Here is a 14,929-nt window from a genome sequence, read left to right on the forward strand (position 1 = left end):
CGTATGTACAAAAGCATAAAATTAGGGATAGGTCTGTTGTTTTTAGTAGGACAATTTGCCGTGGCTCAGGATGAGACCGATGATTTAGGGACCGAGACCGTAACGGTGACCAAGGCCTACACGCCTACAGTTTCGGATGCGTTTAAAATTAAGTCGGTGCCCAATCTCAACGATTCCATAGTGCTGCAAAAAAAGAAAATAACCTATAGTATTTTCTCCGTGCCCGTTGCTTCAACCTTCACCCCGAACAAGGGGACAGCTTCCCGTGTAGAGAAAACACCGCCACCGGTACTTTTTAATTCCTATGCTTCCGCGGGAGGTGGTAATCCTGCCAACATCATGGCTCAGTTTTATACCAGTCATGAAATTGATAGGGATTCGGATTACACCTTGGGTCTGGACCATAATTCGTCGCGAGGGGATATAGACGGCGTACAACTGGACAATATATTTTCCAATTCCGAACTAGTGGCCGCCTTCAAGAAAAGGGACCGTGATTTTGATTGGGGAGCGGACCTCGGATTTCAACATCAATTGTATAATTGGTATGGTCTTCCAGAAGGTAGGTTTGATGATGCAACAGCAGAGAGTATTGATGAACGTCAGAACTATTTTATGGGAGAGGCCTCAGGGCATGTGAACTTGGAGGACTCGTTCTTTAAACGGGCCGATTTAAAATATCGTAGGTTCTGGGATGCGGTAAAATCCGGGGAGAACAGGGCCATTTTCAACACGCAATTCGAATTTCCATTGAACGAGGAATCTTTGGGAATTAGGGCAAAGGTAGATTACGTGGGCGGCAATTTTGAAAATGCCAGCCTGAACAGTACCACGAATGACGAGGGAATCAACTATGGCCTTCTACAGGTAGGAATAAATCCTAGTTTGATTATGCTGCGCGATGATCTCTCTCTTAATCTTGGGGTAAATTTTGTTTATGGAATGGATTTGGAAAACAGTGAGGGTAATTTTTACATCTATCCTGCAGTAACGGCATCCTATAGGTTGTTGGACGAAACGGTCATTGCCTATGGCGGGGTAGAAGGTGAGTTGCGCCAGAATTCCTACTATGATTTTGTGGAGGAAAATTCTTTTGTATCACCCACCTTGACCATAGCACCAACAGATAGTCAGTATAACGGCTACATTGGTCTAAAGGGACAACTGTTACCTAATTTGAGTTATAATATAAAAGGAAGCTACACGGCGGAGAATAACCGGCCTTTGTTCAAGTTGAATCCACAGAATCTTTTCAGAAATGATGAGAAGGGATATTACTACGGAAACTCTTTTGAAGTATTTTATGATGATATAAAAACGATTGGAGTTTTTGGGGAATTAAATGTTGATGTCAACCGTAACTTTACTTTGGGCATCAATGCCGAAGTCTATGATTACAATACGGAAACCGATAATCCAGCTTGGAACCTTCCCAATCTTACGGGTTCCCTTTTCATGGATTATCAAATTGGAAAAAAATGGTTCGCGGGAGTCAATTTATTCTACGTTGGAGAGCGTGAAGATTTCGAAACACAGGTGGTTGAATTTGTTGCACCCTCGGAATTTCCGGCAACGCTTATCACTTTGGACAGTTATTTTGATGCAAACGCACATATTGGGCATCGTTTGAACGATCAGTTTTCAATCTTTGTAAAAGCGGCCAATATCGCCAATAACAATTACCAACGATGGGCTAATTATCCGGTACAGGGATTTCAAGTTCTAGGTGGGGCGACCTATAAGTTCGATTTTTAGGATTCCGCTATTCTTTTAAAGAAACTAATGCCCCTTATAACGATGAGTTGTTATAAAGCGACAGGAATTTTCTAACTTGAAGGAAATAAATAAGTGTTGTGCACCGGTCTTTATACATTACGGGCTTTTTGTCGGGATACCTTTTATTATTTTGTGGGGTCTCCTTTGCTCAAAACCTTGTGCACAATCCCAGTTTTGAAACCTTTATAAATTGTCCTAAAACCTTGGGAAATCTGGAGGCCGATTTGGAAGATTGGCAAGCACCGACCAATGGATCAACCGATTATTTTAATGGATGCAGCCAGGCCATGGGGACCCCGGAAAATTTTAACGGGGAACAGCCAGCTGATTTTGGAGTGGGATACGTGGGACTCTATTTGTACGCTCCACAAGATTACAGGGAGTATATTCAAGCTGAGCTGAAGAGCACTTTAAAGAAGGGGGAAACCTATAACGTATCGTTCTATGTGAGTTTGGCCGAGCGTTCCGATTTTGCAATTAAGGAATTCGGAATCCAATTTTCAGAAAATCCGATTGAGGTAAATACCACCAAAACACTATCTAGAATGCACTTGTCCAAGGTTCCTGGAGATGTTTCCAATTATTTTGAAATACGCTATTCCGATTTTTATTCGGATGAAAAGGACTGGGTGTTGGTAGAGCAAGAATTCGTAGCCAATGGCACAGAGAACTACATGATTATTGGAAATTTTAAGAGCAATAAAAGAACCCAGAAATTTGCGACTAAAAGAAACAGTACAAGAGGTTCCTATTACTACTTGGATATGGTTTCCATAACTACACTAGAAGATAAAAGTTATGTAGCGGTAAATATGGATGGCAATAAAAAATCGGATACATTTGAAGTGGATAAGACAAATGTGTTCAGCGATGTTCTTTTTGATTTCGATGCATTTAAATTGCTATCTACGGCAGAAAAGGAACTGGAACGTGTTCATGGGTTTCTGATACAAAATCCCAACTTTAGAATTGCAATATCCGGCCATACCGATGCAAAAGGCTCAGATAGTTACAATAAGATATTATCAGAAAAAAGAGCGCTAGCGGTTAGTGGATACTTAATTGCCAACGGGATTTCCCAAGATAGGATATCCGCCAAAGGCTTTGGGAGTACCAAGCCAGTTTCAACGAATAATACAAGCATAGGCCGCAAAAAAAATAGGCGGGTGGAGTTTATTATCACGAATTAGGATTGCCCTAATAATCCGAATATTCGGTGGGGTAGAGGAGGAAGGAATCCAACTTGTTCACGTTATTCTGATATTTTTCCATCCCTGAAATTTCTTTCCACTTAGGTGAATCCACAAAATCCTTCCATAATGCGTTACGTTTTTCCATGTTCGGAAAAGTGGTCATGTACATGAGATTAGGCATCCGATCACCCGAAATGACTTCGGCATAGAATACGGCATTAAAACCTAAATCTTCAAAAAGCGTTACTTCCCCACCTTCGTTAAACATAGCTACCTTATTCTTATAAATTGCCTCCGTGGGAGATTCGTAACTTCTAAGTTCGTAAACCCTTTCAGACCTGGGACCTTCGACATTTGTCGGTTTCATTTTGGGCATATCTGGAAATGCCCGTAATAAAACAGAATTGATACGCTCATACGGTGGATTGTCATAGCTCGCGTTTAAATAGTCTTTACCCGCAGTCATATGAGTTTTATCTACCGAAAGCATGGCTTCCATACGTTCAAATTCCGCTAGGGAGTTAAAAGGAATGAGTACATATATTTTATTGCTCATCTGAAACTTATCCTGGCGTATTTTAAAGACTCCTATATTTTCTAAACCCATTCTTTTCAATGCAGGTAAATACGCTTTTTCCAAATAAGCATCCACCCTTTTTTCTTGATTTTCGTTCTTAACGGTATACGTTTTAAGCTCGTAAAATTCTTTCTTGGTAGTTTGGCCGCTTATGGCACTAATGGTCAGGAGAAATATGAGTATGGGCAAGAATGGTTTAGTTTTCATGTATTCTTTTTTAAAGTTTTAGGTTGATGAAGTTAGGCAATATTGCTTAAATATATAAAAGCTACTTTTTATTAAATCGGTTTCCTTTAAGTCAGCATTAAATCTTGTTGCCCTTAGATAATGCATTTGTTCAAATGCTCTAAATCATTTTAATGTAAGGAGTTGAAATTCAACATATAAAATAGAACAGTTAAAAACTATTTTGGTAATATAATTCCTATGGGATTGGTAATATTTATCATATACAATATATTTGAAACTACGAATGAATCCTAAATGCCTTACAAATGACCGAGATAATTGAATTCTTTCAGAATTTATTCAACACTTCCGATTGGCCACCAAGATGGGTGTGTGGTAAATGGAGTGATTTTCACGGTTGGTTGTACATAGGAAGTGATATTGCCATTTGGTTGGCGTATTTTATTATACCTGTGGTCATTATATATTTTGTGCAGAAAAGACCAAAAGTTCCTTTCCTTCCTGTGTTCTGGTTGTTTGCCGCATTTATTATCTTTTGTGGTTCAACGCATATCTTGGATGCCATAATCTTTTGGTGGCCAGCGTATAGATTAAGTGCTTTATTAAAATTTCTCACGGCAATTATAAGCTTTGCAACCGTTTTTGCATTAATCCGGGATTTACCGAAACTCTTGGATGCCAAAGCTCCCAACCTTCCAAATTCAGATGAGACCGCACGGTTGATGTCGAAAATAAGTGAAAAGGATGCGGAAATAGAAAGATTAAGGAGGCAACTATCGGATTGATAGTTTTTATAGATGAATAAAAAAACTAGGTCGAGTATCGTCAAGGATGCCATATTGTTCTGTATTGCTTTGGTTATTGCCTTGGTGGTTTATAGCATAGACATTAATGTGCCCAGTAGTATTGCCATTGGGAGTATCTATTGCATGGTCATTTTATACAGCTGGATACTATCGGGTAAGTACACTTCCATATACTTGGGTATTATCTGTACTATTTTGATTATAACGGCAATGGTAAAAGGGGCCGATAGTCTTTCTGGGGGAAGAATGGAAGGACTAAATTCATTTATTTCCATAATCGTAGTGTGGATTTGTGTAGCACTTGTATCCGCTGCCAAAAGTGGTTATGAAGGATTGGAAAGGGTTCTGGCGTCATTGGAGGATAAAGTACGAGAAAGAACAAAGGATTTAAATAAAAGCCGGGAAAAGCTAGAAGTAAGCGAAAAGGTGTACAGGTACCTTTATGAAAACGCTAATGAAATGCACGCCAACGTACAGTTGAACAATAACCATATTATAAGATGTAACGATACCTTATGTAAGAAATTGGGTTATTCGAAAGATGAGCTACTGGGCAAACCAGTTGAGCTATTGCACCATATGGCAAGTAAGCCAAATCTAGATATCGCTTTGCAAAGCTTTAGGGATAAGGGTTCGATAAAGAATGCGGAATTGGTTTTAAGAACAAAATCTGGAAAGAAGATAGACGTTATTTTAAACGCAAGCTCGGCGAGGAACGATCAAGGTGAAATTACATATAGCCGGTTAAGTTGGACAGATATTTCCGAACTTAAGAAAATTGAGGAGGAGCGCATTGCTTACGCGCAAAGTCTAGAGATGAAAAACAAGGAATTGGAGCAATTTGCCTTTATTGCATCGCACGATTTACAAGAGCCCTTGCGTACGGTATCCAGTTTTTCCGGACTATTGGCCACTGAATATGTAGAAAAATTTGATCAGACAGGAAAGGATAGTCTAAATTTTATCGTTGAGGCTACCACAAGGATGCAGAATTTGGTCAAAGGTCTGTTGGACTATAGTAGAATTGGGAAGGATGCGGCAAAATCACAAATTGATATCACAAAAGTACTCGGCGACCTTGAGAAGGACTTAAGTTTAAAAATTGCCGAAACCAATACTACTATAAATTATAAAAAACTTCCAGATAGTGTTATAGGTTACCGGGCGGAGCTAAGACAATTATTCCAAAACCTGATTGTAAATGCCATGAAATTCACTAGGCCTGAGATAAATCCAATAATCAATATTAGCGGTGCAAAAAGAAAGGGGAATATTCTTTTCTGTATAGAGGATAATGGTATAGGTGTGCCAAAAGAACATCAGCAAAAAATCTTTAAAATTTTTAAGCGCTTACATATTCGGGATGAATATGAGGGTACCGGAATCGGTTTGGCACATTGCCAAAAAATTGTTGATCTTCACGGTGGTAAAATTTGGATAGAATCTGAACCCGGAAAGGGAAGTAAATTTTTCTTTACACTCTCCAACAAATTAAAAATAACTTCTGTATGAAAAAAAAATTGAGCTGTGTTCTGTTAATCGATGACGATTACGCTACCAACTATATTCACGAAAGGACCATTAAGCAAGCCGATATGGCGGAAAAAGTGGTGGCGAAGCAAAGCGGATATGATGCACTCGACTATCTGAGGGAAACTAACAGCGATGAATACATATGTCCGGAGATTATTTTTTTGGACATCAATATGCCGGGAATGGACGGGTGGGAATTTCTGGATGAATATGACAAACTAGAAGAAGTGAAAAAAGCAAGGATGGTGCTCGTCATGCTGACCACTTCTTTGAATCCCGATGACGAAAATACTTCCAAAGATATTCCCAATATAAGCGGTTTCAAGAACAAGCCTTTAACGGTGCCGGTACTTGATGAAATTATTGATACACATTTTCCAGATTATAGATAGTGGTATACACTCGCTAAACACTCCTTCCTAAGGCTTGTCCTCATTCTGTCAGCTTGGATTCTCTCCTCATATATCGTTTGAGCCAAGGCGTAGAACTCTAATTTTTTAGTAAAAAACCACCTACCTTTACAAAAAACCTAGACAATGGACATGAATTTAGCAGTTTTGATTGATGGAGATAATATTCCATCGGCATACGTCAAAGAAATGATGGAAGAGATAGCTAAATATGGTAACCCTACCATTAAACGTATATATGGGGATTGGACCAATCCGCGGTTAGGAAAGTGGAAAAACGTATTGTTGGAAAATGCCATCACGCCTATCCAACAATATGGCTATACGCAAGGTAAAAATGCTACAGATTCCGCGATGATTATTGACGCTATGGATATACTGTATACTGGAAAAGTGAACGGATTTTGTATCGTTAGCAGTGATAGTGATTTTACTAGATTGGCCACCAGACTACGGGAGGCCGGAATGCAGGTTTTTGGGATAGGGGAACGTAAAACTCCAAACCCCTTCATAGTGGCCTGCGATAAATTCATCTATATTGAAATCTTAAAAAGTCAGGTCGAAGAAAGTATAGATTCTGATGAAAATAAAGCTAAGGTAGATGCCAAAGTAGATAAAATTACACCAAAAGAACTTCGCTTTATTGCCAATACCATAGAAGACGTGGCGGATGACGATGGTTGGGCTTTTTTGGGGGATGTCGGTAGCCTTTTACAGAAGAAACAACCCAATTTTGACTCAAGGAATTATGGTTTTCAAAAGTTGACGCCGTTGATTAATTCTATTCCACATTTTGAAATTGAGCGTAGGGAGGATTCTAAAGGAAGAAGAAAACTTATCTATGTGAAAATCAAGGAGAAGAAAAAACCAAAATCAGCCAAGTAGTTCTGACACATGATATTATCAAATAACTCGTACCAATGAACCGCCTCTTATTTTTTATACTCATTCCAATAATCCTCATCTCTTGCAAACAAAATAACGCTGCCGAATCTAACGGCCACGAAGCTAGACCAGTGGATAGCCTATTTATAGATTTCTACGAGTTTAAAAAAAGCATCAATCCCATTGAGGCTACAAAAGCTGGTTTTACGGAGTATAATGATACGATAGCCAATTACATATCCGATGAATATCAATTATACGCAAAGGAAAAGTACACTTACTTTTTGGATGAGTTGACTAAATATGATTCAACAATGGTCAGTCCGGAAGATTGGATGAGTTTAAGAGTTATGGAATGGGACTGTTCTATAAAATTGGAGGGATTAATGAACCCCATCAAAACTATAGCCTCTCCAATATATGATTTGCCAAGTTTTGAATTGATGCCTCTCTTTCAGATACAATCGTTGCACTTGTACGTAGCACAGTTGGCAGGTGGCACCAGTGTCCAGCCTTTTGAAACGGAACAGGACTATTGGAATTGGTTGAAACGCCTGGAAGACTATTTACTTTTTCTGGACACCAGTATGATTAAAATGCAGGAGGGAATGCGCAAAAATGTGGTTGCGCCAAAAGTTTTGATTAGTAAAATGCTTCCCCAGCTTGATGCTTTCATTGATATTCCTGTGACCGACAATGTTTTTTACAAACCAATAGTACAGTTGCCCGATTCTTTTTCTAAAGAGGTCAAGGAAGAGTTGACTTCTCGTTACGTAGAATATATAAATACGAAATTGGAACCCAAGTATGTTGAACTCTATAGTTTTGTAAAGAACTCTTATCTACTGGCAGGCAGGGATACCCACGGTTTAAGTGATTTACCAAATGGTCCCAGCACCTATGACTACCTTATTAAACTGCATACTACGACCAATATGACAGCCGATGAAATCCATGAACTTGGATTGAAAGAGGTAGCACGGATTTCTACGGAAATGATCACCATAAAAAACGAGCTAGGGTTTGAAGGTAACCTAAATGAATTTTTTAGTGAACTAAGGGAAAAGAAAGAACTGGTGCCATTTAAAACTCCGCAAGAGGTTATTGCCAATTTCAATGCAATTAATGAGCGAATTTCTGAGACCTTGGGAGATGTTTTTAGTTTGCGACCTAAGGCCGGTTTTGAAGTGAGACGGACGGAAGCGTTTAGGGAGGCTTCGGCCAGTGCCGAATATGTACCAGGATCAAAAGATGCCAAGAGACCCGGAACGTTTTATGTTCCAATTCCGGATGTTGCAGCGTACAATATGCTTCATGATGAAGCACTTTTTCTACATGAGGCCATTCCTGGACATCACTATCAATTATCGTTACAGCAGGAAAATAAGAATTTGCCGGAGTTTTTACACCCGGAGAGCATGGGTGTTTTCGTAGAAGGCTGGGCACTATACGCTGAATCCTTGGGTAAAGAGTTGGGCCTGTATAAAGATCCCTATCAATATTTTGGAATGTTTAGCATGGAGATGCATAGAGCTATCCGGTTAGTGGTTGATACGGGAATTCATGCCAAAGGTTGGAGTAGGGAAAAAGCAATAGCCTACTCCTTGGAGAATGAAGCGGAATCGGAAGATAACATAATCGCGGAAGTAGAACGCTATATGGCCACTCCTGGGCAAGCTTTATCCTATAAAATAGGCCAGCTAAAAATACGGGAGCTACGCACTAAGGCAGAATCGGAATTAGGGGCCAATTTTGACGTTCGTGAGTTTCATAATCAAGTTTTAAATTCCGGGAGTGTACCTTTAGTACTTTTAGAGGAGAAAATTGGAAGATGGATTGATTCCCATAAACAAAACTAATTTTCATAATTCTATTCTAGTGGAATATTTTTTTATTTTTAACGTTTAGCTATGAACATCAACTGTATTCAGGGTTCATGAAAAATAATCTTCTTTCTTTAATTGCGGTTTTTTCATTTTTTTTAGCTCAAAATGCCAGTGCTTTTGTAATTGAAAACATGGCCATTTCACAAACGGAAGAGACCATAGTGTTTGATGGTAATCCAATAGGTGTTTGGGATTATACGGTTACTGGTGCTGGACCTGAGTATGAAAAAGGAGTTTTATTTATAAGAAAGGATAAGAGCGACTATGTTGTGGAAGTGAATTTGGGTAATGGAACGCTGACCGGACAGGATGTGCAAATAGAAGGAAGTTCTGTTAAATTCAACATCATTCTCGAAGGTACAGAACGAGTATCCGTTGTATTGCAGGTAGTAGGCGATGCTATTGTGGGGAAGAGCTATTCTAATCAAGGTACCTACGACATCCAAGGCACTCGAAAAATACCGAGGGACAATTAGGGATAGTCCAAAGAAATTAATCCTCAGAAAAGTCTGGGATATAAAAAAATCCCAAGGCTAAACTTGGGATTTTTATTTTAAACCTTTTTAATGATTTACATCGTAATTGGAACGGCAACCCTCGTTTTGTCCCAGCCCATTACCATGTGTACTCCGTTATCAACATCCTTAAAGGCAATGGAAAATTCTTCTAGTGAAGCTGAGTCGGAACCGTTTGGTACCGTAACTCTGGCAACATCCGCAGCTTCATCATAGAAATATGAACCCCATTGGTTCAAATTCTTGTTAAGAATAACGGTCCACTCTTCTTCACCAGGAATGGTAAATAGGGAATAGGTCCCGGCTTTGATGTCCTTGCCACCAAAATTCACATCTTTATAAAATGTAATTTCAGGAGCTTCGTTAGCTCCTGTTCTCCAAACTTTACCTGTAGGGGCAAGTTCGGCTAAAGAACGCCCTTTTAATTGTGGTCGCCCGTAAGAAATACGAATGGCCTTTTCGGAAACCTTATAATCGGTAGGATAAGCGGCCATGTCCAATGGGCTTTTGTCCAGTCCGGAAAACTTTTGAGCACTGGCAGTAGTGGTAAAGGCCAATGCGAAAATAAATGTGGTAAGTGCTACTAATTTTTTCATGCGTGTTTTAATTTAGTTAAAGTATTTCAAAACTAAGGTCTTCACTTAGTATAGACTGATAAAAAGACGTTAAAATTTGAAGGACTTACAGAATAAAAACTGTGAATCAATCTTTTTTGAAAATTATTCCAATAAATCAATAATATACACAAAAAAGTTTAAATATGTAATTATTAATTGTATTCGTGTTTCTAATATAAAAGTTTTAATTCATTTTTGTAATGAAATTGAAATAAAATAAATATTATGTGTGGAATTGTTTGTGCATTTGATGTAAAGGAAAGTACAGAAGCCCTTAGGCCCCAGTTACTGGAAATGTCAAAAAAAATTAGACATAGAGGACCAGACTGGAGTGGTATCTATGCAGATGACAAAGCTATTTTGGCCCATGAACGATTGGCTATCGTAGACCCAGCCTCAGGCAAACAGCCTTTAGTGAGTCCAGATGGTAAGTTAGTATTGGCTGCAAATGGAGAGATTTATAACCATCGCGAGTTGCGTAAGCAGTTTGAAGGTAAGTACAATTTTAAGACCGAATCTGATTGTGAAGTTATTTTGGCTCTTTATCAAGAAAAGGGCGTAGACTTTTTGGATGAAATGAACGGGATATTCGGTTTCACCATCTATGATGCTTCAAAAGATGAGTATTTTGTAGCTAGGGACCACATGGGTATAATTCCGTTGTACATGGGTTGGGACCAAAACGGAACTTTTTATGTGGCTTCGGAATTGAAAGCTTTAGAAGGCACTTGTACTAAGATCGAATTATTCCCTCCAGGGCATTACTTACATAGCAGTGATGGTGAACTTAAACGGTGGTACGCCCGCGATTGGATGGAGTACGACGCCGTTAAGGAAAACGAGACCAGCATCAAAGCAATCAAGGATGCGTTGGAAGCTGCCGTTCACCGTCAATTAATGTCCGATGTGCCCTATGGGGTTTTACTTTCCGGAGGATTGGATTCCTCCGTTACTTCTGCAATAGCTAAAAAGTATGCGCAAAAACGAATAGAATCGGACGATGTAAAAGATGCCTGGTGGCCACAACTACATTCCTTCTCGGTTGGTTTGGAAGGTTCTCCGGATTTGGCTGCGGCCCAAAAAGTAGCGGACCATATTGGAACGATACATCACGAGATAAAATTCACCATACAGGAAGGCCTAGACGCCATTAAGGATGTCATCTATAACTTGGAAACATATGATATCACCACGATAAGGGCATCCACACCAATGTATTTGATGGCAAGGGTCATTAAATCCATGGGAATAAAAATGGTGCTTTCCGGCGAAGGTGCAGATGAGCTTTTTGGAGGATATTTGTACTTTCATAAAGCACCAAACGATAAAGAGTTTCACGAGGAAACCGTTCGCAAATTAAGCAAACTTCATATGTATGATTGCTTAAGGGCGAACAAATCACTTGCCGCATGGGGCATAGAGGGGCGTGTGCCTTTCTTGGATAAGGAATTTATGGACGTGGCCATGCGTATAAACCCAAAGGATAAAATGATCAATGGGGAGCGCATGGAAAAATGGGTCGTAAGAAAGGCATTTGAGGATATGTTGCCAGGGAGCGTGGCTTGGAGGCAAAAAGAACAATTTTCTGACGGGGTGGGCTATAGCTGGATAGACACTCTGAAGGAAATGGTGAACGATGAGGTGACGGACGACCAATTGGCGAACGCAAAGTTCCGCTTCCCAATACAAACCCCCACCTCAAAAGAGGAGTTTTATTACCGTTCTATTTTTGAGAGTCACTTTCCTTCAGATGCAGCGGCCTTGTCCGTTCCACAGGAGCCATCCGTGGCCTGTAGCACTAAAATAGCATTAGAGTGGGATGAAGCCTTTAAGAACATGAACGACCCATCCGGTAGGGCAGTGGCCAATGTCCATGATGATGCTTATGTTAAACAATAAACCTATTGAATTTAGCTAATTAAAAACCCCGGTTGTTGCCGGGGTTCTTATTTTTCTTAATAATCGAATGTTATAGGCTGTCTATCCAATCCTTCAAATCCTCTTTGGACTCACCTGTCTTTTCTTGAATTTTTCCTAAAAGTTCATCCGACTTACCTTCGGAATAGGTCAAATCATCATCTGTTAGTTCGCCATATTTCTGCTTTAACTTCCCTTTGGCGATATTCCATTTGCCTTTAAATTGATCTTCGTTCATGATTGTTAAGTTTTAGAGTTCAATCCTAATTTAAAGTTTGATTGTAAACTAAATCTTAAAATCCTCCTTATTTTATCAATCGCATCAGTAAAAAAACCATTACAGTACATTTTGCCCATGGCATAGATTTTTTATCCATATTTCTTCATTTTATTATGCTGATATGCATATAAAATGAGTTTCTTCAGTCATAATGGGAAAAGGCAACTTCCATTAAAATATATCTTCTTTAAAATCGACTTCAATTTTCCACAATGGTTGTTGATAACTTAACGGGGTCTGAAGTGGGATAAGCTCATATTTCATAGGGTATTCCGTATATTTGTAGGATTGCAAAATTTGAAGTAAAAACAACCTTAATTGTATGAGCGAAGAAGCAAATAACGAGGAAGAATCAAAGAAAAAAAGGAAGCTGATAAAGTACCGGGTGAGCACCTTACCGGAGAGAACAAAAGGGCATACTCTGCCGATAGCATACAGGCCCTTGAGGGTATGGAGCACGTGCGGATGCGGCCTTCCATGTATATTGGGGACGTAGGGGTCCGTGGATTGCACCATTTGGTATACGAAGTGGTGGATAACTCCATCGATGAGGCAATGGGAGGGCATTGTGATAACATTAGCGTAACCATAAACGAAGATAACTCCATAACCACCAAAGATAACGGTAGGGGTATTCCTGTAGATCTTCATAAAAAAGAAGGTATCTCGGCGCTGGAAGTGGTCATGACCAAAATTGGGGCCGGTGGAAAGTTTGATAAAGATTCCTATAAAGTTTCGGGGGGACTCCACGGTGTAGGTGTCTCCGTAGTGAACGCACTTTCGGATAAATTAAAGGCAACGGTATATCGGGACGGTAAGATTTGGGAGCAAGAATATGAGCGTGGTAAATCCATGTATCCTGTAAAAACTGTTGGAGAAACCACGGAAAGGGGAACCATGGTCACCTTTCATCCGGACGACCAAATTTTTACCCAAACCATAGAATATAGTTACGAGACTTTGGCTAACAGAATGCGGGAACTTTCCTTTTTGAATAAGGGGGTAACAATTTCTATCACCGATAAAAGACAAAAGGACGAGAACGGGGAATACGTGAGCGAAACTTTTTTCTCTAACGAGGGCTTAAAAGAGTTCGTCAAGTTTTTGGATGGTAATAGGGAATCATTGATACAAAATGTGATTTCTATGGAAGGCGAAAAGAACGATATTCCTGTGGAAGTCGCCATGATCTATAACACCAGTTACACAGAGAACCTGCATTCATATGTGAATAACATTAACACACATGAAGGTGGTACACATTTATCCGGTTTTAGAAGAGGGCTTACCTCGACGCTTAAAAAATATGCGGATGCCTCTGGAATGTTGGATAAGTTAAAGTTCGAGATTCAAGGTGATGATTTCCGTGAGGGATTAACGGCCATTGTTTCGGTAAAGGTTCAAGAACCCCAATTTGAAGGACAGACCAAGACCAAGTTAGGGAACAGGGAAGTATCTTCTGCGGTAAGTCAGGCAGTATCGGAGATGTTGACCAATTATTTGGAAGAGCACCCGGATGATGCCAAGGTTATTGTTCAAAAAGTGGTTTTAGCGGCCACCGCAAGACATGCGGCTACTAAGGCCCGTGAGATGGTGCAGCGTAAAACTGTAATGAGTATTGGTGGGCTTCCCGGAAAATTATCAGATTGTTCCGAACAAGATCCAGCATTATGTGAAGTATTCTTGGTTGAGGGAGATTCGGCCGGTGGAACTGCCAAACAAGGTAGGGACAGGAATTTTCAAGCTATTTTGCCACTAAGGGGTAAGATATTGAACGTAGAAAAGGCAATGCCACACCGTGTTTTTGAGAATGAGGAAATAAAGAATATTTATACGGCGCTTGGGGTTACGATCGGAACCGAGGATGATAGTAAGGCATTGAATTTGGAAAAGCTAAGGTATCACAAAGTGGTTATCATGTGTGATGCCGATGTGGATGGAAGTCATATTGAAACCTTGATACTTACCTTTTTCTTCCGCTATATGAGGGAATTGGTCGAAGGGGGTCATGTATACATCGCTACCCCACCCTTATATTTGGTCAAAAAAGGTCAGAAAAAACAATACGCCTGGTCGGATAAGGAAAGAGATGAGATAGCCGATAGTTATAGTGGTGGCGTAAGTATCCAAAGGTATAAAGGTCTTGGAGAAATGAATGCTGAACAGTTATGGGACACTACAATGAATCCTGATTTCCGAACATTGCGTCAAATTACGATTGAAAACGCTACGGAGACCGATCGTGTTTTTTCCATGTTAATGGGCGATGAGGTTCCTCCGCGAAGGGAGTTCATTGAGAAAAATGCCGTTTATGCGAACATTGACACATAGAAATAGCTACTTAC

At 39.8% G+C, this 14,929-nt stretch carries 13 protein-coding genes; 10 read left to right on the forward strand and 3 right to left on the reverse strand.

The features are described 5' to 3' along the window. The first annotated feature begins 3 nt into the window (after positions 1–3). Together N8A89_RS12700 and N8A89_RS12705 are read left to right on the forward strand one after the other, a co-directional pair. Positions 4–1,755 carry a TonB-dependent receptor gene (locus N8A89_RS12700; protein ID WP_281542585.1) on the forward strand — a complete coding sequence of 584 codons (1,752 nt, stop codon included), beginning with the start codon at positions 4–6 and terminating at the stop codon, positions 1,753–1,755. A gap of 98 nt (positions 1,756–1,853) precedes the next feature. Beyond that, positions 1,854–2,966: an OmpA family protein gene (locus N8A89_RS12705; protein WP_289644418.1), complete on the forward strand. Its 1,113-nt coding sequence runs from the start codon at positions 1,854–1,856 to the stop codon at positions 2,964–2,966. Between the two features lie 7 nt (positions 2,967–2,973). Here N8A89_RS12705 and N8A89_RS12710 read toward each other — a convergent pair whose 3' ends face one another. Next, positions 2,974–3,753: an NIPSNAP family protein gene (locus tag N8A89_RS12710; protein WP_281542588.1), complete on the reverse strand. Its 780-nt coding sequence runs from the start codon at positions 3,751–3,753 to the stop codon at positions 2,974–2,976. Positions 3,754–4,040: 287 nt separating this feature from the next. Between N8A89_RS12710 and N8A89_RS12715 the strand changes: the two genes are divergently transcribed. The 6 genes from N8A89_RS12715 to N8A89_RS12740 all read left to right on the forward strand — a co-directional run bounded on the left by N8A89_RS12715 (position 4,041) and on the right by N8A89_RS12740 (position 9,731). Continuing rightward, a complete protein-coding gene (locus N8A89_RS12715) occupies positions 4,041–4,520 on the forward strand; it encodes a hypothetical protein (RefSeq protein ID WP_281542589.1) in 480 nt (159 codons plus the stop codon). 12 nt (positions 4,521–4,532) lie between these two features. After that, positions 4,533–6,053: a sensor histidine kinase gene (locus N8A89_RS12720; protein ID WP_281542590.1), complete on the forward strand. Its 1,521-nt coding sequence runs from the start codon at positions 4,533–4,535 to the stop codon at positions 6,051–6,053. Beyond that, positions 6,050–6,466 carry a response regulator gene (locus N8A89_RS12725; RefSeq protein WP_289644420.1) on the forward strand — a complete coding sequence of 139 codons (417 nt, stop codon included), beginning with the start codon at positions 6,050–6,052 and terminating at the stop codon, positions 6,464–6,466. Before N8A89_RS12720 ends, N8A89_RS12725 begins: the two co-directional genes overlap by 4 nt. Positions 6,467–6,610: 144 nt before the next feature. Next, positions 6,611–7,369: an NYN domain-containing protein gene (locus tag N8A89_RS12730; protein WP_281542592.1), complete on the forward strand. Its 759-nt coding sequence runs from the start codon at positions 6,611–6,613 to the stop codon at positions 7,367–7,369. 35 nt (positions 7,370–7,404) lie between these two features. Then, entirely contained in the window at positions 7,405–9,228 is a 1,824-nt protein-coding gene (locus N8A89_RS12735) for a DUF885 domain-containing protein (RefSeq protein WP_281542593.1), read from the forward strand. 77 nt (positions 9,229–9,305) lie between these two features. Continuing rightward, positions 9,306–9,731, forward strand: a complete 426-nt coding sequence (locus N8A89_RS12740; protein WP_289644421.1) for a hypothetical protein — start codon at positions 9,306–9,308, stop codon at positions 9,729–9,731. A gap of 95 nt (positions 9,732–9,826) precedes the next feature. Here N8A89_RS12740 and N8A89_RS12745 read toward each other — a convergent pair whose 3' ends face one another. Then, the gene (locus N8A89_RS12745) at positions 9,827–10,366 is read right to left on the reverse strand and encodes a DUF2911 domain-containing protein (protein WP_281542595.1); all 540 of its coding nucleotides are present in this window, start codon (positions 10,364–10,366) and stop codon (positions 9,827–9,829) included. A gap of 246 nt (positions 10,367–10,612) precedes the next feature. Here N8A89_RS12745 and asnB point away from each other — a divergent pair, with 246 nt between their 5' ends. Then, positions 10,613–12,286, forward strand: a complete 1,674-nt coding sequence (gene asnB / locus N8A89_RS12750; RefSeq protein WP_289644423.1) for an asparagine synthase B — start codon at positions 10,613–10,615, stop codon at positions 12,284–12,286. 70 nt (positions 12,287–12,356) lie between these two features. Here asnB and N8A89_RS12755 read toward each other — a convergent pair whose 3' ends face one another. Then, positions 12,357–12,542 (reverse strand): CsbD family protein, encoded by a 186-nt coding sequence (locus tag N8A89_RS12755; RefSeq protein WP_281542596.1) that lies wholly within the window; start codon positions 12,540–12,542, stop codon positions 12,357–12,359. Between the two features lie 393 nt (positions 12,543–12,935). Between N8A89_RS12755 and gyrB the strand changes: the two genes are divergently transcribed. Next, positions 12,936–14,915: a DNA topoisomerase (ATP-hydrolyzing) subunit B gene (gene gyrB, locus N8A89_RS12760; protein ID WP_289645561.1), complete on the forward strand. Its 1,980-nt coding sequence runs from the start codon at positions 12,936–12,938 to the stop codon at positions 14,913–14,915. Positions 14,916–14,929: the final 14 nt, after the last annotated feature.

Source organism: Maribacter aestuarii, from assembly GCF_027474845.2.
GTDB classification, from domain to species: domain Bacteria; phylum Bacteroidota; class Bacteroidia; order Flavobacteriales; family Flavobacteriaceae; genus Maribacter; species Maribacter aestuarii.